15 protein-coding genes, 1 tRNA gene and 1 other annotated feature are annotated in these 18328 nt (G+C 44.8%); of the genes, 15 read left to right on the top strand and 1 reads right to left on the bottom strand.

The features are described from left to right. Position 1 precedes the first annotated feature (1 nt). Genes ACKTT1_RS05070 through ACKTT1_RS05055 form a run of 4 tightly spaced genes read left to right on the top strand, consistent with a single transcriptional unit; the run spans position 2 to position 4681 of the window. Positions 2–475: a hydrogenase maturation protease gene (locus tag ACKTT1_RS05070; protein ID WP_369019341.1), complete on the top strand. Its 474-nt coding sequence runs from the start codon at positions 2–4 to the stop codon at positions 473–475. A 3-nt stretch (positions 476–478) separates the two neighbouring features. Continuing rightward, on the top strand, positions 479–721 hold the full coding sequence (locus ACKTT1_RS05065; RefSeq protein WP_369019342.1) for a hydrogenase/urease maturation nickel metallochaperone HypA: 243 nt from the start codon (positions 479–481) through the stop codon (positions 719–721). A gap of 14 nt (positions 722–735) precedes the next feature. Further along, complete coding sequence (locus ACKTT1_RS05060) at positions 736–2061, top strand: radical SAM protein (protein WP_412710422.1); 1326 nt, start codon at positions 736–738, stop codon at positions 2059–2061. Further along, positions 2042–4681, top strand: coding sequence for a hypothetical protein (locus ACKTT1_RS05055; protein ID WP_412710421.1), 2640 nt, complete (start codon positions 2042–2044; stop codon positions 4679–4681). The genes ACKTT1_RS05060 and ACKTT1_RS05055 overlap by 20 nt, the downstream gene beginning before the upstream one ends. Positions 4682–5081: 400 nt before the next feature. Here the strand turns inward: ACKTT1_RS05055 and ACKTT1_RS05050 are convergent, their stop codons facing one another. Further along, positions 5082–6734 (bottom strand): hypothetical protein, encoded by a 1653-nt coding sequence (locus ACKTT1_RS05050; protein ID WP_412710420.1) that lies wholly within the window; start codon positions 6732–6734, stop codon positions 5082–5084. Between the two features lie 212 nt (positions 6735–6946). Here ACKTT1_RS05050 and purE point away from each other — a divergent pair, with 212 nt between their 5' ends. The 11 genes from purE (at position 6947) to ACKTT1_RS04995 (ending at position 18315) form a co-directional block, all read left to right on the top strand. Then, complete coding sequence (gene purE, locus ACKTT1_RS05045; protein ID WP_369019346.1) at positions 6947–7489, top strand: 5-(carboxyamino)imidazole ribonucleotide mutase; 543 nt, start codon at positions 6947–6949, stop codon at positions 7487–7489. A gap of 39 nt (positions 7490–7528) precedes the next feature. Beyond that, positions 7529–7605 (top strand) — tRNA-Arg (locus ACKTT1_RS05040). Between the two features lie 408 nt (positions 7606–8013). Beyond that, positions 8014–9333 carry a hypothetical protein gene (locus ACKTT1_RS05035; RefSeq protein WP_412710419.1) on the top strand — a complete coding sequence of 440 codons (1320 nt, stop codon included), beginning with the start codon at positions 8014–8016 and terminating at the stop codon, positions 9331–9333. A 346-nt stretch (positions 9334–9679) separates the two neighbouring features. Then, a complete protein-coding gene (locus ACKTT1_RS05030) occupies positions 9680–10102 on the top strand; it encodes a phosphomannose isomerase type II C-terminal cupin domain (protein WP_412710418.1) in 423 nt (140 codons plus the stop codon). Next, positions 10099–11262 carry a glycosyltransferase family 4 protein gene (locus ACKTT1_RS05025; RefSeq protein ID WP_412710417.1) on the top strand — a complete coding sequence of 388 codons (1164 nt, stop codon included), beginning with the start codon at positions 10099–10101 and terminating at the stop codon, positions 11260–11262. Before ACKTT1_RS05030 ends, ACKTT1_RS05025 begins: the two co-directional genes overlap by 4 nt. A 22-nt stretch (positions 11263–11284) precedes the next feature. After that, on the top strand, positions 11285–12382 hold the full coding sequence (locus ACKTT1_RS05020; RefSeq protein ID WP_412710416.1) for a hypothetical protein: 1098 nt from the start codon (positions 11285–11287) through the stop codon (positions 12380–12382). Between the two features lie 118 nt (positions 12383–12500). Next, positions 12501–12729, top strand: a binding site (T-box leader). 45 nt (positions 12730–12774) lie between these two features. Beyond that, complete coding sequence (locus tag ACKTT1_RS05015) at positions 12775–13788, top strand: ABC transporter substrate-binding protein (protein ID WP_412710415.1); 1014 nt, start codon at positions 12775–12777, stop codon at positions 13786–13788. An 18-nt stretch (positions 13789–13806) separates the two neighbouring features. Then, entirely contained in the window at positions 13807–14751 is a 945-nt protein-coding gene (locus ACKTT1_RS05010) for an ABC transporter permease (RefSeq protein ID WP_412710414.1), read from the top strand. 9 nt (positions 14752–14760) lie between these two features. Further along, positions 14761–15558 carry an ABC transporter ATP-binding protein gene (locus tag ACKTT1_RS05005; protein ID WP_412710552.1) on the top strand — a complete coding sequence of 266 codons (798 nt, stop codon included), beginning with the start codon at positions 14761–14763 and terminating at the stop codon, positions 15556–15558. Between the two features lie 71 nt (positions 15559–15629). Then, positions 15630–16943 carry a TrpB-like pyridoxal phosphate-dependent enzyme gene (locus ACKTT1_RS05000; protein WP_412710413.1) on the top strand — a complete coding sequence of 438 codons (1314 nt, stop codon included), beginning with the start codon at positions 15630–15632 and terminating at the stop codon, positions 16941–16943. Positions 16944–16980: 37 nt separating this feature from the next. Continuing rightward, positions 16981–18315, top strand: a complete 1335-nt coding sequence (locus ACKTT1_RS04995; protein ID WP_412710412.1) for a B12-binding domain-containing radical SAM protein — start codon at positions 16981–16983, stop codon at positions 18313–18315. Positions 18316–18328 lie beyond the last annotated feature (13 nt).

The following is an 18328-nucleotide window of genomic DNA, read 5'->3' as shown; positions in this document are numbered from 1 at the left end:
CATGAAAACAAAACCAACTCTCCAGGAAGTACTAAAACCTGATCCAGAAAGAACGACTCTAATCATTACTATTGGCAACCCCCTTCGCAAAGATGATGGAGTCGGACCTTATCTTGCTGAATTGCTGGCCAAAAGGTTGCCACCGGGGGTTTCGCTACTCAACGTTTACGACCGACCAGAAAAAAGCCTTGATTTTGTGAAAAAAGATAGCGGAAAAATCATAATCATAGATGCTGCCGACTTTGGTGGTGAACCTGGCGAGATAAGAATTATATCTGAAGAAGAAATTTTTGCAATGACTTTGAGTACACACAACTTACCCATTCCTATCCTCTATCAAGCCCTTGCTGAAGAAAGTGGTTGTACTGTTTTCTTCGTGGGCATACAACCTGCGGATGTTTCTTTTGGAGAAGGGCTAAACCCTCAGGTAGAAAAAGCCGCTCGCGAAATAGCGAACTATATACTGGAGGCATGAATAATGCACGAACTCCACCTTATACAACAGCTGTTTGACGACCTGTTAGCAATGGGAACCAATCTGGGCGCTAAAAAAATAACCAGGATATACCTCAGGATGGGCGATTTTACAGAGATAAATCCAGAAGTATTGCGCTTTTTCTTCAAAGAGAAAAGCAAAGGCACTATTCTGGAAGAAGCTGAGCTTGAAATCGAATCAAGCTCCACTCGAGAATTACGATTGCTTTCTTTCGATTACGAATAGGACGGGGGATTGCTGTGTGTTATGCCATACCTGGCCTTGTAGAGGAAATTGAAAACAACCTGGCCATCATAGACTACTTTGGAGAAAAAAGGAAAGCCTACAACGAACTCGAACACCTTTCTCCTGGAGATTTTGTTTACGCTCAAGGGGGATTTGTGATCAAAAAAATTCCCCCTGAAGAAGCACAATCCATTCTCTCGACCTGGAAAGAAACCTTTTTTGAGCTTCAGGAAGTAGACCTCAGGCTGAGTCGACTTCAGCTTGAAAGGAAAGCTACCAGCAACGATTTACTCAGAATACTCGATAAAGTTCTGGAAGAAAAAACTCTCTCACAAAAAGAGGCGCTTTTCCTTCTCAACCTGGAAGATGAAAAAGAAAGGGAATTGCTTTATAAAACTGCTAATTTTTTGCGTAGAAAATATCTGGGGAACTCATGCTGTGTGCACGGAATAATCGAGTTCTCCAATTTCTGCTCTCGGAACTGTAGCTACTGTGGGATATCCATACACAACAGAAAATTAAAACGCTACCGAATGTCCGATGAGGAAATAATACAAACAGCAATTCAGGCTATTGATCAGTACGGGTTCCAGGCCTTGGTTCTCCAAAGTGGAGAAGACCCTTGTTTCCCTGCAAAACGACTTGCAGAATTGATAAAAGAACTTAAACGGCAACGCCCTGTGTTAATCTTTGTAAGTTGTGGCGAAGTAGGTGAGAGAGGCTTGGAAATTCTGTATCAAGCAGGAGCGCGCGGGATTCTGATGCGCTTTGAAACCAGCAATCCGGTACTCTATGAAAAGTTGCATCCCGGCTATTCACTGGAAGAGCGGATTCAGCATCTGAAAATTGCGTATCAAATAGGCTACTTGATCATCACCGGCGCTCTAATTGGCCTTCCAGGCCAGAGTGATGAAGACCTCTTAAATGATATCTTTCTTACCAGCGAGTTGCGCGCCGAAATGTGTAGCTTTGGCCCCTTCCTGCCTCATCCAGAAACCCCTCTGGGACACTCTCGGCCTCCAAACAAAACCCGTGTGCTCAACGCCTTAGCATTAATACGCATCCTGGCACCCAAGCATTCTAAAATACTGGTGACGACTGCTTTTGAAACCTTGGACCCCTTAGCTCGAGAAAACGGCCTTATGGCTGGTGCAAACTCTTTAATGCTAAACGTTACCCCTGCACACTTCAGAAAACAATACGTAATTTACCCCCACAGAGCACACGAAAAAGAGAGCCTGGAAGATCAGATAAAACAAACTCTCCAGCTCCTTTACAAACTGGGGAGAGCTCCAACCGACTTGGGTACAGAAATCACCAATGGTGAAAATAAAGCTTAAGTATTTCCTCAAAAACGCCTGGATTTTCATCATTCTGCTATCACTATCCTCTATATTGTGGCTTAGCTTCCCAAGCTGTGATGCAGCATTAAGGATTTCGCCTCATCAGGATTTTTTTTCTATAAGCACTCCCAAACTGGAGATAATCTTTCCTGCTTCCTTAAGGAACTACGTTCCTGAAATCGTGGAGATAGGAGAAACTACCATAGAGAAATTGGAAAATACATTTCATAGCACCCTTACTCCTAAACCTCAAATAGTCATTCTTGATTCTTCGGTGGCTTCAAATGCTTTTGCTTATACACTCTGGCAAAAAATAATCGTTTTAAGCGCTTACCCGGCTGACCACTTGTCAGGAACTCATTTTGGAAACTGGTTCAAACTTGTGCTCACTCACGAACTGGCCCATCTCTTTCAAGGTGGAATAATACCTCAGGAGGAACTTTGGGGAAAAATGTTGGGAAAAGTCATCCCCCCAGGAGCTCTGCAGCCTGCCTGGTTCAAAGAAGGTTATGCAATATATATGGAATCAACGCTCAATGATCAGGGGCGCCTCCAGGACCCCCTGTTTGAAATGTACTGGAGAGAAGAAACTGCGAATGGACTTAAAAATCCTTCGCTCTTTGGTGGCTACGGCTACACTGATGAGTGGCCAGGAAGCCTTGGCTGCTACGTTTACGGTGCAAGCCTTTGTGCTTACATTGTCGAGAGATTTGGAGCCGAAACTCTGCAAAAAATAGTGATTTATCAAAACAGAACAGCCAACCCGTTTGACCTTGCCAGAGCAGTCAAAAAAGCAACTGGAATCACCCTAAACCAACTCTTCAGAGACTGGGAAAAATACATGTTGGAAAAAACTACCACTCAAAGTCCCGCAACACAAATCAAATTTTTGACCAATAAAGGGTTTTACACCCGGGGCTTAACTATCGCTCCCGATGGGATGCATCTTGTCTACTCCCTCTCTCACCCCCGCTTTCTCCCCGGACTACGAATGCTTGCTCTCTCCTCAAACCAAGAAAAGTTACTAATAACCGGTGAAATCAAAGGAAGAGCTTCTTTTTCAGATGATGGGCAGAAAGTGATATATAGTAAGAGGGTAGAGGGCAAATACAGGGATTACGTTGATATCTTCATGTATGATTTCCAAAAAAAGCAAGAAAAACGCATGACACAGTACTTAAGGGCTTTATCTCCCTTGTTTCTAAACAATCATAAAATTTTATTTCTAAGTAGGGAACCAGCGCAAAAAGGCATTTTCGTACTGGATCTGGACAATCAGGAAATTGTTCCCGTATATTCCTTTCCATCTTCCTTTCACCCCATAGAAATGGTCATTTCTCCAGATAAAAAACTTCTCGCTATCTCAGGATGGCACTACGGTTACGCAGATATAGCCCTTTTAGAGTTAGAAGAGGGATGCCTTCGTTTCCTTACCCAGGATCAGGCAGCAGATTTGTACCCTAGCTTCTCCGAGAACGGAAAATACCTCTGTTTCTCATCCGACCGAAACGGCAAGTACGACCTTTATGCTTACTCTCTCGAAAATGGTGCCTTTTTCCGACTGACTGACGTCGCCAGTGGAGTTTTCGATTCCATACTCTGTAAGGACGCAACATATACGGTTGCTTACCACGCTGGAGGATATGAGGTAGGAAAAATAAACAAATTGCTCTGGCAAAAAATAAGACTTACTAAAGAACCGCTACCAGAAGTGAACACTATGTCTCCAGACAAACCTTTCTCAACAGAAAAAGCGTATCAACCATTAAAACATTTACGATTTAGAATCTTACCCCAGGTAGAAGGAGTAAAACTGGAATCCCAGGACCCTCTGGAGAAAATCTACTTTTCCCTCAACTATAACTTCAGCGATGTGAAAATCCAGTATATAAACCGTGCTCAACCTGTGGACTTTCATCTTTCGGTCCAATCTGGAAAGCAAGATGAATGGTCTTTCGGTGCAAGTTTGCCAGTTATCACCCAAAACCGTCAAGGAGTACTGAAGCTATCGCTGATACAAAAACCTGTGGAAAGCAGTTCACCATCACACCACAAAAGAGGATTGCTGAGTGAATTCGCAACAAAACAATATGGGGGAAACGATGCGTGGATTTACAGAGAAAGCTTTGAAGGTTCATGGTTTGTGGGATATTGTAACCAGGAACCAGGTTCTGAATTGGTACTACAATATACAAAAGATTATGTCGTTCCCACCAAAAATAGTATTCTCTCTTTTTCCCTGGCAGAAGGCCAAAGCTCCTTCGAGGATGCTTTTGCCATTGGAGATCAAAACATTCCCTTAAAAGGCCATCCTCAAATTCGAGGCAAGAATTTTCTCTATGGAGAAATCTCTCTGTCTTTTCCACTCAAGGTTCTTTACCTACCTTTGGGAAACACCTTTTTTATAAAAGACCTTAGAGGCAAAGTGTATCTTCAGGGAGCCAGCATTGCAAACGAAAACTTTGGAGAAGAGTTCTTCGCCATAGGAGGTGAACTTAATGCCCGTGCCTTTCTCGGCAACGACTCCATTCCGTTGCTTTTAACCACTGGCCTGAGCTATCCTATAAGCAGGGAAGGTAAACCCGAATTCTACCTGTCCCTGGATACCAGTTTTTAAAATCAAAAAATGGCAACTTTTTACAAAAATTTTTTCAACCATATAATCCTCTTTTAGCCTTACAAAACACTGTGAATGAAACTCCGATACCTCTACAGAATTTTTTCTACCACCCCTTGACAGAGAAAGCAGGGGGTGGTATTATTATTTATGTCACGGGTTCTGAGGAATCAGAAAACCTGAGGTTCAGGAAAAAGAGCTTAAGCCCGTAAGGGAAAAGTTCGAAGCTTTCCGAAGGGAAAGCAAAAGCCTGAATCTGAAGCGTCGAGGGTGTTTGGTGAAAGCTGGATCCCTCGACGAGAAAAGGTTGGAAGGTTCGTTGGAACCCGTGGTTTTTTGTTGACCTCAGTGCAAGCCCGGAACCCCTCAAAAACCAGTAGTCAAAAACTTTTGGACCAGTTTATCGACCTTCAGCTAAAAGCGCATGAAGCACTTCCTTCACAGTTAAAAGGTCCTCAGCTCTCTCAAGTTGTATGCCCAATACTTTTCTTCCTGCTTCCCGAAGTGCTTCTCGATCCCCCAGGGCCTGAGCTTTTTTGAGCACCGAAAAAGTGAGTCTGTTCACTGCAGAAGAGCAGTTTTCAGTATCCAGTTCAGGTATGACCATATCATTCTGGTTTTCGGTTAAAAATTGCAAGAAAATACCCTTTCCGGCATCTCCTTTGTGCAGCTGACCAGTGGAATGAAGAAAGCGAGGCCCAAAACCGATAGTTACAGCAACTTTACTTATTTTCTGGAGCAGAAGAGCAATTTCCTCTAATTCACGTTTTGTGTTTTCAAATGGTGCCATGAAAGCTTGAACAGCAATATAGCCACCAGTATTCACTTCCTTCACAAAGTTGCGCATAACTTCCTTACAATTGCTGCCAGGCCAGTTTCCAAAAACACTCACTCCATCTTCCTCAAAAAGAGGTTTCTCCTGAGATAATTTTCCTTCCTTTACATAATCGCTAATCAACGCCCGGGTAAAAGCCTTGGTTGACTCCACGTTAGGTTGGTCAAAGGGGTTTATCTGAAGAATATGACCAGCCAAAGCAACAGCCATTTCCCACACGAAAAAGAGACCTCCTACATCGTAAAAATCTTCAATCTTCAAACTCAATACAGGATGGCCATTGCGCCTGAGATCCTCTTTAAAGTCCCGGAACAAAGAGCTTTCCATATCCTCAATAAAGATAAAGGTTCGGTCGCTGCCATAGTCTTCTGGTTTAAGAGGTTTTTCGGTAACTACAGGAAGGATTCCTTTGCCTTCTTTTCCTGTGCTTTCTGCAATAAGCTGTTCAATCCAATCCCCAAAACTCGATAGAGAAGGAGGGTCAAAAAAGAATGTTGCTTTGTCCCTACCCAAAAGAGCGAGTTCGCCCAGATACGTGGCAAGTACAACAGCTGGATTGCACTCTGAATTATCGCTACTGCAAAACTCTCGCATTAAAATAGCTTTATCAAGCAGCTTTCCAAGATCTATACCTAAAAGGCTGGCTGGTACTAATCCGAAAAAAGAGAGTGCCGAATAACGACCTCCTATATCTGGATTATTCAGAAAGGTTTTCCTAAAAAGACGCCTGGAAGCAATTTCTTCCAGAGGACTGCCCGGGTCGGTTATAGCCACAAAATGCCTTCCTGCTTCTTTGCCTTTTAACTGCGAAAGTTTATGAAAAAAGTACCTGAAAAAGGCGAGAGTCTCTGCCGTAGTACCCGATTTGGTGGACACAATGAACATGCTATTCTCGCAGGGCAGCTTATTTTCCAGGTACGCTATCCAGTCCGGATCAGTACTATCAAGAACCAGTAAATCCAAAAAACCCTCGGTCTTGCCAAAAACCTTGCTAAACATTTCGGGAGCAAGGCTGGATCCGCCCATACCTAAAAGACAGGCAACTCTAAAACCTTCTTTTTGCAGTTCCTCTGCAAATGCTTTCAGTATTTGGATTTCCTTTTTCATCTGCTCTGGCGAATCAAGCCAGCCCAGGCGGTTAGTAATCTCCTCTGGTGAAGGTTTCCAAAGAGTATAGTCCTTTGCAAACAACCGTGAAACCACTTGTTCTTGCTGCATTCTTTGAAACCTGCTTTTAACCTGTCGCTCAAAATTGCCCCAATGGATTTCGGAAAAAGGGTACGGCCACATCACAACCACCACTTTTTGGCCTTGATTATACACCATATTCCCTCAACTCGAAAAGAAAACACTTTATATTCAACTTGCCCAGAGGGTCTCTTTCTGGTATCTAATTTAAGTCTACAACTCTTAAAAGAGGAGGAGAAAAAATGAACCCTCAAGTGGGAATTATTATGGGGAGCGACTCAGACCTGCCAGTCATGAAAGAAGCAGCTCTGGTTCTTGAAGAGTTCGGTATAACCTTTGAAATAACTATTGTTTCAGCCCATAGAACTCCAGAAAGAATGTTCAATTATGCCCGTGAAGCTGCTGAACGCGGTATTGAAGTCATCATCGCCGGAGCCGGTGGAGCAGCACATCTTCCGGGTATGGTCGCTTCCATCACTCACCTTCCAGTAATCGGAGTTCCAGTGAAAACTTCCTCTCTTTCTGGCATTGATTCTCTTTTCTCCATTGTTCAGATGCCGCGAGGTGTACCTGTGGCTACAGTAGCCATCAATAATGCTCGCAATGCCGGTTTGCTTGCAGTAAGGATTCTCTCCATAAAATATCCCAAGTTACAGGAAAAATTAAAAGAATACCAGGAATCCATGCGTGAAAAAGTTGAAGAAAAAGCAGCACTGCTTGAGCAATTAGGATATGAAGGCTACCTGGACAGTGTCCTTTCTTCCCACAAACAAAAACTTGATTGACAAAGTACTCCGAAAAGATTATATTTCAGAATGGGTGGTGCGCCTGTAGCTCAACAGGACAGAGCGGCGGACTTCGGATCCGTAGGTTGGGGGTTCGACTCCCTCCAGGCGCGCCAGAAGTGCTGAAACCCGCTCCAAAAGCCCAAGAGAAAGGAAAATCCCTCTTTTTGCAAAAGGCGGTTTTTCTGTCTTAAAAAGTATGATTCCGTAGTGCTTGAAAGGCTCACCCGAGAACACGGGAGGTGAGCCGTTTTGTCAAATGTAATTGCCTCCAGGAAACACACTACACAGAAGCTATCTGCTTTTAACAAAAAATGTTCACCACTCTTACAAGCAATCTTCGGGACGAGTATCTTAAGAGTTTATCGCCTAATCCTTTCCCCTAAGGTCATACAGATTTACGACAGTTAAGACAGTTAAGGAAGTGGGAGGGTGAAAGCGCACTTCACGGAAAGCAAATCCTTCTCAAAAGCCCCGTTTCCCATTATACTGGTGGTATACACGCTTTTAAGGGGGAGATAGATGTGAAAGCAAAACTGGTGCCCATATATTTTCAATCTGCTCAGGATGAGGAGTTTGTGAAAGGGGTTGAGAACCTCAAGAAATTCTTTTCTAAAGAAGCTGACATACTCGACCCCTTACCGCTGGGGAATCCTTTACCTGAAGCAGATGCGGTTGTTTTTCCCCAAATTCTGGGAGATGCCTACCGAAGAGTTGAGGCAATAGCTCAAATCAAGATACCCATGATGGTGATCACTTCAGACTTTGGCACTGTGAACATGTGGGATTGGGAAATCGTTAGCTATCTACGTTCTAAAGGAATCAAAATATTCGCTCCCTATGATGTGGAAATGAGCAAAGCACTGCTTCGAGGTCTTGCTTTAAAGCGAGAAATGCCTGAAACCGACTTTCTGGTATTTCAGGACAACCCGGGAGAGGGAATGCAAGCAAGCATTTTCAAACGCTTTTACTGGTGGGAAGAGGAATGCGTGAGAGCAATTAATACCAGGTTTGGTGTATCTATAAAGAAAAAGAGCCTTAAACAGCTTGCTGAAAAGGTCAAAAAGGTAGAGGACGATATAGCACGTAAAACCTGGTACAGATGGAACTTCCCAATTGGCAAGATTTCAGAACAGGCGTTGCTTTCTGCTTTGAAGCTTTACCTGGCTTTGAAGCAGGAAATAGAAGAAAATCCCAAAGTCAAGGTAGTTGGTATGAATTGTTTGAACGAATCTTTCTACCTGGATACTACCCCTTGCCTTGCCTGGAGTATTCTTTTTGAGGAAAAAGGGATAATCTGGGGTTGTGAAGCAGACCTTCTTTCTATGCTCACCAAATTCATCGTTTATAGCACTCTCCGTTCTCCAGTTATGATGAGTAATGTCTATCCTTTCTTGGTGGGTAGAGCAGCCCTGCAGCACGAACGAATAAGTAATTTTCCTAAAGTTGAAGAACCGGAAAACCATCTTTTGATAGCCCATTGCGGTTATTTTGGTCTCATGCCTCCTTCTTTTGCTAACACCTGGACATTGAAACCGAGGGTCCTGCAAATTGTTGACCCGAACGCCACTGCTGTTGATGCCTGCTTCCCGTTAGGTCCAGTAACCCTGGTTAAGATAGACCCATCAATTTCCAGGATGCAAATTATCCAGGGTGAGCTTAAAGGTTACGTGGAGTATCCTGATTCTGACTGTCTGCGAGGGGGCATAATTAAAGTGTCTGACGGGCATAAACTGATGGAAAGCCTTTATTCTCACCATGCCTGTATCTTGACCGGACACCATTCTCACGTCATTAAGAATGTTGCTTTTTTGCTGGGACTGGAGGTAGAAGAGTTAAAATAGCCTATTAGTCGAATTGGGGTTCCTTTTGATGCTCTCACGAGTGAAATAACAGGGTTTTAGGGGAGCAAACTAACGCAACATGGTTTTTCCTGGTTATACTATCCTGGCTGGTGTGGGTTTACTGGAAGTCCTTTAACAAGCAGAAAAAACCAGGAGAACGCATTGTCCAGGACCCAGATTTGACATTTCCTGATTTTTGATTATAATAAAAACAGGCTTTAGTTCGAAGCATTTCTCTTTTCTCTTTTCTTGCTAAGGGTTTCTTCAAGGCTTTCAGTCACGAACACATCTTTTAACTTGAAATTCTCGCGAAAAGTGTGATTATACCTTAAGGGAGGTGGTGGCGTTGAGAAATAGAGCAGTTTCTGAAGCTTTTACTCAAGAAAGCTTGGTACCTAATCCCAAGGAAGTGAAAAAGCCTTGGGGTAGGTTCATCCAATATACCCTGAATCAACCCACCACGGTAAAGATACTGGAAGTAAATCCAGGGGAAATTTTAAGTTTGCAGTCTCACAATCACCGAGACGAGTTGTGGGTGCCCCTTACCTCCGGTGCAGTGGTAGAAATCGATGGTCATGTTATGAATCCTGGAGAGCTGGAACCAGTTTTTATTCCACGCTATACCAAACATCGCCTAAGCGCCAAGGATCAAAAAGTGCGAGTGCTGGAAATATCCTTTGGCACTTTTGATGAAGAGGATGTGATTCGCTACGAAGATAAGTACGGAAGGGGCACTCAAAATGTTCAGGAAAGGAGGGTAGAAAAATGAAAAACAATCTCTACTCGGGAAAAGTTGTTTACCTGTCTACCTATCCCCCGACTGAATGCGGCATTGCTACTTTTACTCAAGACCTTGCCTGGGCTGTGGCTGAACATACGTCTACAGCACCAGCGATTATTTCTATTCTGCAAGGGGAGAATGATTTTTCTCACCCCCAGGAAGTTGAGTTGACGATCAAAAAAAATCAACTGGAAGATTATATAGAAGCCGCTCATTTCGCCAATCAGAATGCAGACGTAGTGAGTGTGCAGCACGAATATGGAATTTTTGGAGGCAAAGACGGAGAAATGGTCCTGCACTTTCTGGAGCATCTCGAAAAACCAGTGGTAGTAACTTTGCACACTATTCTTTATGAACCAACCTACAACCAGAGAAGGATTCTTTCCAGGATAGGGCAGTATGCAGACAGGGTGGTTTGCATGAACAGTCTGGCTATTCCCTTACTGGAAGAGATATATGGCATACCCCGGGAAAAAGTCGAAATGATTCATCATGGAGCTCCTTCCAAGCTTATGGAAAGCAAGGAAGATATTAAGAACCAGCTTGGACTGCAGGGAAGAATTGTACTTTCTACTTTCGGCTTAATCAATCGCGGAAAGGGAATAGAGTATGCCATTGAAGCTTTACCTCGAGTGGTTAAAAAATTTCCTAATGTTATTTATCTGATTCTGGGCGCTACGCATCCTGAGGTCAAGAAGAGGGAAGGAGAGAGATATCGCAAATACCTCGAAAATATGGTTGCTGAACTGGGTCTTGAAAAACATGTACGCTTTGTCAACCGGTATCTCACAAAACGAGACCTGATCAGATACCTGATGGCTACTGATATTTACATAACGCCCTACCTCAATCCTCAGCAAGTAGTGAGTGGAACCCTGGCCTATGCCATGCACTTTGGTAAAGTAATCATTTCCACTCCTTATCTTTACGCAAAGGAACTGCTTCGTGATGGAAGAGGTATCATTGTTGATTTCCGAGATTCAAAGAGCATTGAAGAAGCACTGTGGTACCTTTTGAGTAATCCTTGGCGCAGGTATCAGATAGAACGTAAGGCCAGAATTTTTGGCGAGCAACTTTCTTGGAGCAATGTAGGCAAGGAATACGCCCGTCTTTTCGACAGTGTGAGCTCGTTCCTGCTCGCTTCCTGAAGGGAAGAAGGGGAAGATGGCTATGATTTGCAAAAGTGTTCTTCGCAAAATGCCAAGCATAAACCTGGATTATCTGGAAAGCCTGACAGACCATATTGGTCTTTACCAGCATGCTACTTTTGGTGTACCCAATCTGGATTTTGGGTACACCACTGATGACAATTGCCGAGCCTTGATTGTCGTTTCAAAATACTTTGATTTGTACAACGAGGAGAGGGCTATAAAATTGGCCAGAAGATATCTGGCCTTTTTGCAGTGGGTGCAGAGGGAAGATGGATACTTCAGAAATGAGGTGTCCATCAACCGCCAGTTCCTTGATGAAGTAGGTTCTGAGGACGCACAGGCGAGGACTTTCTGGGCTCTGGCTTGGTTCATGAACACGGGGGTTGGTGAAGACCTTAAGGGAGCTGCAAAACAAATGTTGGAGCGGTTTTTGCCTAACCTGTTTTCGCTTCAACATCCTCGTCCCTGGGCATTTATTCTGAAAGGTTTGGAAGGGCTTTCCAAGAACAAAACTTCCCCCGTACCACTCGACCACGTAAAGGCTGCTTCAATTTTTGGAGAAAGGCTGCTTGCCCTTTACAAAGAACAAGCGGATGCAAGCTGGCGCTGGTTTGAAGATATCATGACCTGGGGGAATGCCCTTTTACCCTCAGGGCTCTTTAGCGCTTATAAATTAACCGGTCGGAAGGAGTTTTTAACCGTAGCCCGGGAGAGCTTTGAGTTTTTGTGCGAAAAAGTTTTTGAAAGAGAAATGTTCATGCCGGTTGGCAACCGGGGTTGGTATCATAAAAATGGCACCAAGCCGGTTTTTGACCAGCAACCAATCGAAGCTATGTGGATGCTGATTGCTTCTCTTGAAGCTGCAGAGTTTTACAGCCCGGAGGAAAATCTGGAGCGAGCACGGAGTGCAGTGGAATGGTATTTTGGCAAAAATATACACCGTTTGAGTCTTTACAACCCCTTGGATGGTTCTTGTGCTGATGGCCTTACACCTCAAGGACTCAACGCCAATCGTGGTGCCGAAAGCACTATCTCTTGCCTTTTAAGCATGTTAATTGCTCAGGAAAAAAATCTGCTTGAATTCCGGTTACCGAAGTCTGCAGGCGTGAAGCACTGAATATCGTATTGAAATTGTCTGAAAGAACCGGTAAGAAGTTCTGAATACTTAAGTACTTATTTACTTATTTACTTATTTTACCATTAACGTATAATATTACACATACAAACTATACGCGTAAAATCCGAGGAAGGGGACAAGTAGTTCCAGAACTGGCGCTCACAGAGAGCCGGTAGTGCTGAGAACCGGTGCCTGGTTGGGAACGAATGGGCCCTGGAGGAGCAGGCCGAAAGTAAATTATCGATGAGACAACGAGTAGGCCGAGTCGCATAGCCTGCGTTAAAGGAAAGAGTGGGGTTTTTCAAACCCAAAAAGGGTGGCACCGCGAGTTACCCCTCGTCCCTGCGGCGGGGGGTTTTTTTATAATAAAATGAAATGAGGGAGGTGGAAAAATGAAAAAGTTTGCATTATTTGCACTGGTGTTTCTTTTCATGGCAATGATCGTTTCTCCAGCAATGTCTCAAGATAAGGTCAAAATTGGCATCATGCAGATTGTGGACCATCCAGCTCTCAATGCCGTCAGAGACGGGCTCATCGATGCACTGAAAGAGGAGTTCGGGTACGTAGAAGGCGAAAACATTGAGTATGACATTCAATCTGCTCAGGGGGATGTGGCTACAGCCAATACCATTGCTCGGAAGTTTGTGGCCGAGAAAGTGGATTTGATCGTTTCCATTGCCACACCGACTTCTCAGGCAGCAGCTAATGCCACCAAAGAAATTCCCATCGTCTTTTCTGCAGTGACCGATCCGGTTAGCGCAGGTCTTGTTGAGTCTCTCGAGCACCCAGGTGGTAACATTACCGGTGTATCGGATATGACTCCCGTTGATAAGCAGATAGAACTCATTAAATACCTGTTTAAGGATGCAAAGAGGGTGGGTACGCTGTACAATGCTGGAGAAGTGAACTCGGTAGTTACCAATGAAATGGCTAAAGAGGCCTGTGCTGCGAACGGGTTGGAACTCCTGGAAGCTACGGTAGCCAGTACTGCCGACGTTGCGATGGCAGCTCAAACTTTGGTACGCAAAGTGGATGCTGTATATGTGTCTACTGACAATACGGTGGTCAGCGCACTGGACGCAGTAGCCAAGGCCTGTAACGAAGCTAAGGTTCCACTTGTTCTGGCTGACCCCACGACGGTAGAGAAAGGAGCGTTGCTCGCTCTGGGTTTTGACTACTATCTCCATGGTCGGCAGACAGCAGCGATAGTGGCTCGAGTGCTTAAGGGAGAAAATCCTGGTGATATCCCGGTACAGTTTGCCCAGAAGTTGGTGCTTCTGGTCAATCCCGAAACAGCAAAGGTACTTGGCATGAACATCGACGAGCTTCGGGCTCAGCTTGAACAGTATGTCCGTGACATGGAAGAAAAAGGCGTAGAAGTTAACCTGCAATTTTTGAGCGAGTAAATGAATCTGGGGGATGGTGTGCAAGTTTCTCACACCATCCCCAATGCGAGGGAGGAAAAGCAGATAGGTATCTTCTTTCTGTACAGTTTGCAGGAAGGCATCCTGTTTGGAATTCTGGCTCTCGGGGTTTTCATTACTTTCAGGTGTTTGAATTTTCCAGATTTGACTGTTGATGGAAGTTATCCTCTGGGTGCAGCCGTTTTTGCCTTCATGGTTACTCGGGGTTTTGACCCGTTCTCGGGAATGCTGGCTGCTCTTTTAGCCGGGGCGCTGGCCGGCCTCCTGACCGGGACACTGCATACTTTCTCACGTATTCCCGCACTTCTTTCGGGCATCCTCACTATGATATGCCTTTACTCCATCAATTTAAGAGTCATGGGAAGACCCAATATTTCTCTTTCTGAGAACCTGGGACATCGAACAGCTTTTACTATCCTTCGTGACCTATTGCCGGGAATACCTGAAGCGTATCTGCGTTTCCTCTTTTTGCTTGCCTTGGTAGTGGTGTTAAAGATACTGCTGGACCTTTTCCTGCAAACCGAAGTTGGCCTCTCTCTGCGAGCAACCGGGGATAACGAGACGCTCGTTGAGGCTCAGGGGATCAACCCGGACAGAATGAAGCTAACCGGTATCGCTCTTTCTAACTCGCTGGTGGCTCTTTCCGGAGCCATGTTTGCACAGTATCAGGGTTTCGTCGACATTAACATGGGAATAGGTATGGTGGTTTCAGGTCTGGCTTCGGTTATAGTGGGAGAAGTGCTGATAAGGGGAAAAAGGATTTTCTGGTTGACTTTTCAGGTAATCGTGGGGTCAATCGTTTATCGAATGGCTACAGCAGTAGCTCTCAATTGGGGATATACCATTGGCTTCAAGCCCTACGACCTGAAACTTTTTACTGGCATCCTGGTTATAGTGATTCTCTCTTTTCCTGCGCTGAAGAAAAAATTGGTTGGAGAACGGTAAATGGAACGTATGCTGGAACTCCAAAAGTTAAATAAATATTTTTTTAAAGGGACCGTTGATGAACGCTGGGCCATACGCAATCTAAACCTTTGTGTCTCACCCGGGGAATTCATCACCATTGTGGGCAGTAACGGAGCTGGAAAGACAACTCTTCTCAACCTCATAAGCGGTACCTATTTGCCAGACACCGGAAAGATACTGATTGATGGAAAAGACGTTACCAACCTCCCCGCCTACAAAAGAGCTCACTTTATGGGAAGAGTTTTTCAGGATACTTTCCGTGGAACTGCAGCCTCTTTAACCATAGAAGAAAACCTGGCCATTGCTTACCTTAAAGGAAAGAAAAAAGGACTACGCATAGCTATCAAAGATAAAATGCGTCGCTATTTCCGGGAAAAGTTAGCTGAAATTGGTCTCGGGCTTGAAAAGCGCCTCGGTGACCGGGTAGGATTGCTCTCTGGTGGTCAGCGTCAGGCACTTGCGCTTTTGATGGCGACTATGGGTAACCCCAAAATATTGCTTCTCGATGAACATACCGCTAATCTGGACCCCAAAACGGGAGAAAAAATCATGAATCTGACCACTTCACTTATTGCCGAAAACGGCTTGACAGCGCTCATGGTGACCCACAACCTGAACGACGCCCTGCGCTATGGAACGAGAACTCTCCTGATGGATGAAGGTGAAGTAGTGCTTGATATTGCTGGAGAGGAGAGAAAAAAGATTACTGTTAATGAACTTTTGGAACGTTTCAGCGCAGCACGGCATAAAGACTTTGCAGAAGACCGTGCCTTGCTTTCGTCGTGATTCGTAAAGAGCAGTTTCAAGTTTCACTCAGAAAGAAAAATCAAAAATTATCACCTGAAGGAGGATGAACCATGATAGAAAACCATATTACGCTCAAGAAATCCGAAATGCCCACTGTATGGTACAACATTTTGCCAGATCTTCCCCGCCCCTTGGATCCCCCTTTGCATCCTTTAACCAAGCAGCCGGTGGCACCACAGGATCTCGAACCCATTTTTCCACCAAGTCTTATTGCTCAGGAAGTAAGCAGCGAAAACTTCATTGATATCCCGGGAGAAGTTCTGGATATCTACCGCTTATGGAGACCTACTCCCTTAATTCGAGCATTGAGACTTGAGAAAGCACTAAGGACTCCTGCTCGCATTTATTACAAGTATGAAGGGGTAAGCCCTGCGGGAAGCCACAAACCTAACACTGCAGTGGCGCAGGCTTATTACAACAAAAAGGATGGCACCAAAAGATTGACTACCGAGACTGGGGCTGGGCAGTGGGGTTCGGCACTGGCCATGGCTTGCCAGTTTTTTGACATAGAGTGTACGGTGTATATGGTCAAAGTGAGCTACGAGCAAAAACCTTACCGCAAAGTCCTCATGCAGACCTGGGGCGCAAGTGTATTTCCCAGTCCCAGCGAGCGTACTAAAGCAGGAAGAGATATTTTAGCTAAAGACCCCAACTCCCTCGGTAGTCTGGGTATCGCCATTAGCGAGGCCATTGAGGATGCGGTTAACACCCCCAATTCCAAATACAGCCTGGGAAGCGTTTTGAACCACGTTTTATTGCATCAAACCATAATTGGTGAGGAAGCTCGCTTGCAGCTTGAGAAGGCAGGAGAGTCTTTTCCAGACATTGTCATTGGTTGCGTAGGTGGAGGAAGTAACTTTGGTGGGATTCTGTTCCCATTTATGCGCGATAAACTGAAAGGGACCAAAGATTTTAGGGCCATCGCAGTTGAACCTGTTGCTTGCTCATCGCTACTTAAGGGTAAATACGATTACGATTATGGAGATGTAGCCAAAAACACGCCGCTTTTGAAAATGCACACCTTAGGGCATGATTTCATACCTCCTGCCATTCACGCTGGAGGCTTGCGCTATCACGGCATGGCACCCATTATAAGCCTTCTTTACGACACAGGATATATCGAAGCTCAGGCCTATCATCAGAGTGAAGTGTTTGAAGCAGCACTGCTTTTTGCCAGGACTGAGGGCATCGTCGTGGCACCAGAAAGTGCTCATGCGGTTAAGGCCTGTATTGAGGAAGCGAAAAAATGCGCAGAAAAAGGAGAAGAAAAGATAATCCTCTTTAACCTCAGCGGTCACGGCTTCCTGGATTTGGGAGCTTATGATAAATTCCTGAACGAGGGACTCCCTGACGTATCGGAATAAAATGAATGTCCGGGTCCTAACGGCCCGGACTTTTGCAATGAAAAAGAGAATTCTGGTTGCTAACCCCTGGATTTATGACTTTACAGCGTATGACCTCTGGTTGAAACCTCTGGGGCTCCTTTTTATCGCTTCACACCTTAAAAACGCAGGTTTTGAGGTTGAACTCTTGGACTGCCTGGACCGCAATCATCCTGGAATGCCCGATGCAAGCAACAGGGGTCCGAAACGCCTACGCGAGTTTGGTTGCGGTGGGTATTACAAAGAAATCCTTCCCCGTCCGGATTGCTTGAGAACCATTCCCCGTCACTTTGGAAGGTTTGGCATTCCTCTTTCGGAGGTAAAAAAAGACCTGAGCCAGCGAAAACCCTTTGACTTTGCATTTATAACCTGTGGAATGACTTACTGGTATCCAGGAGCAGTGCTTTTGAAAGAAGTAATCAAGGAAATCTGGCCATCCTGTCAGGTAGTACTGGGAGGTATTTACCCTGTCTTGTGTTCAGAGCACGCAAAAAAGTGGGGATTCGATGCAGTTATTGCTTCCTGTGACCCTGTCCAGGTACTTCAGGAAGTGGGCATTATCTTAGAAAGTAATCTTCAGGTTCGCACGGCTGAAGAATTTTTCTCAACATCACCCTGGTACTCGCTTTATAAACGACTCTTTTACGGTGTGATTATAACTTCGGTGGGATGTCCTTTCCACTGCAGCTATTGTGCTTCGCGTACTCTCTGGCCCTCCTTTCTAAGGAGAGACTCCACTCTGGTTGTGCAGGAAATCGAAACACTTTATCACACTTTTGGAGTCAGGGATTTTGCGTTCTATGACGACGCGCTCCTTTTCCAAGCCCAGGAGGGATTTTTGCAGCTTCTTGAGGAAATAATCAAGCTGAATCTTCCCCTACGCTTTCATCTGCCAAACGGCGTTCACGCTTGTTTTTTGGAACCCCAAGTTGCCAGGATGATGTATAGAGCTAACTTTAAAACCCTGAGAATAGCCCTGGAAACAACTTCACCGGAGATTCAAAAGATAACGGGTAATAAGGTTGATAATCGGACTTTCGAAAGCGCTGTTGTTTCACTGCGGAGGGTCGGTTTCTCACCCCAGGAAATCGAGGTGTATCTGCTCTTTGGTTTTCCCGGCCCTTCATCTGAAGACTATTTGTCTTCAGTGGAATATGTAAGAAGACTGGGTTTGCGTCCCCGCATTTCTCTCTATTCCCCGGTACCGGGGAGTGTGGATTTCGAAAAACTTGCCCGTATTTACCCGGAAATAAGAGACGAGCCACTACTTCACAACAAAATCGCCTATCTCTATTACACTGGCCAAAATGAACTCTACGCCACATTGCAAAAATTGTGTTCTCAACCGTTATAATATTAAAGAGGAG

The organism is Atrimonas thermophila, assembly GCF_045864955.1.
Classification (GTDB): Bacteria; Atribacterota; Atribacteria; order Atribacterales; family Thermatribacteraceae; genus Thermatribacter; species Thermatribacter velox.
This window is presented reverse-complemented; position numbering and strand designations above follow the sequence as displayed.

Coding starts and splice junctions, on each gene's coding strand:
- ACKTT1_RS05070 (WP_369019341.1), top strand. CDS start 2: ATGAAAACAAAACCAACTCTCCAGGAAGTACTAAAACCTGATCCAGAA.
- ACKTT1_RS05050 (WP_412710420.1), bottom strand. CDS start 6,734: ATGCAGCAAGAACAAGTGGTTTCACGGTTGTTTGCAAAGGACTATACT.
- purE (WP_369019346.1), top strand. CDS start 6,947: ATGAACCCTCAAGTGGGAATTATTATGGGGAGCGACTCAGACCTGCCA.
- ACKTT1_RS05005 (WP_412710552.1), top strand. CDS start 14,761: ATGCTGGAACTCCAAAAGTTAAATAAATATTTTTTTAAAGGGACCGTT.
- ACKTT1_RS05065 (WP_369019342.1), top strand. CDS start 479: ATGCACGAACTCCACCTTATACAACAGCTGTTTGACGACCTGTTAGCA.
- ACKTT1_RS05055 (WP_412710421.1), top strand. CDS start 2,042: ATGGTGAAAATAAAGCTTAAGTATTTCCTCAAAAACGCCTGGATTTTC.
- ACKTT1_RS04995 (WP_412710412.1), top strand. CDS start 16,981: ATGAAAAAGAGAATTCTGGTTGCTAACCCCTGGATTTATGACTTTACA.
- ACKTT1_RS05000 (WP_412710413.1), top strand. CDS start 15,630: ATGATAGAAAACCATATTACGCTCAAGAAATCCGAAATGCCCACTGTA.
- ACKTT1_RS05015 (WP_412710415.1), top strand. CDS start 12,775: ATGAAAAAGTTTGCATTATTTGCACTGGTGTTTCTTTTCATGGCAATG.
- ACKTT1_RS05020 (WP_412710416.1), top strand. CDS start 11,285: ATGATTTGCAAAAGTGTTCTTCGCAAAATGCCAAGCATAAACCTGGAT.
- ACKTT1_RS05025 (WP_412710417.1), top strand. CDS start 10,099: ATGAAAAACAATCTCTACTCGGGAAAAGTTGTTTACCTGTCTACCTAT.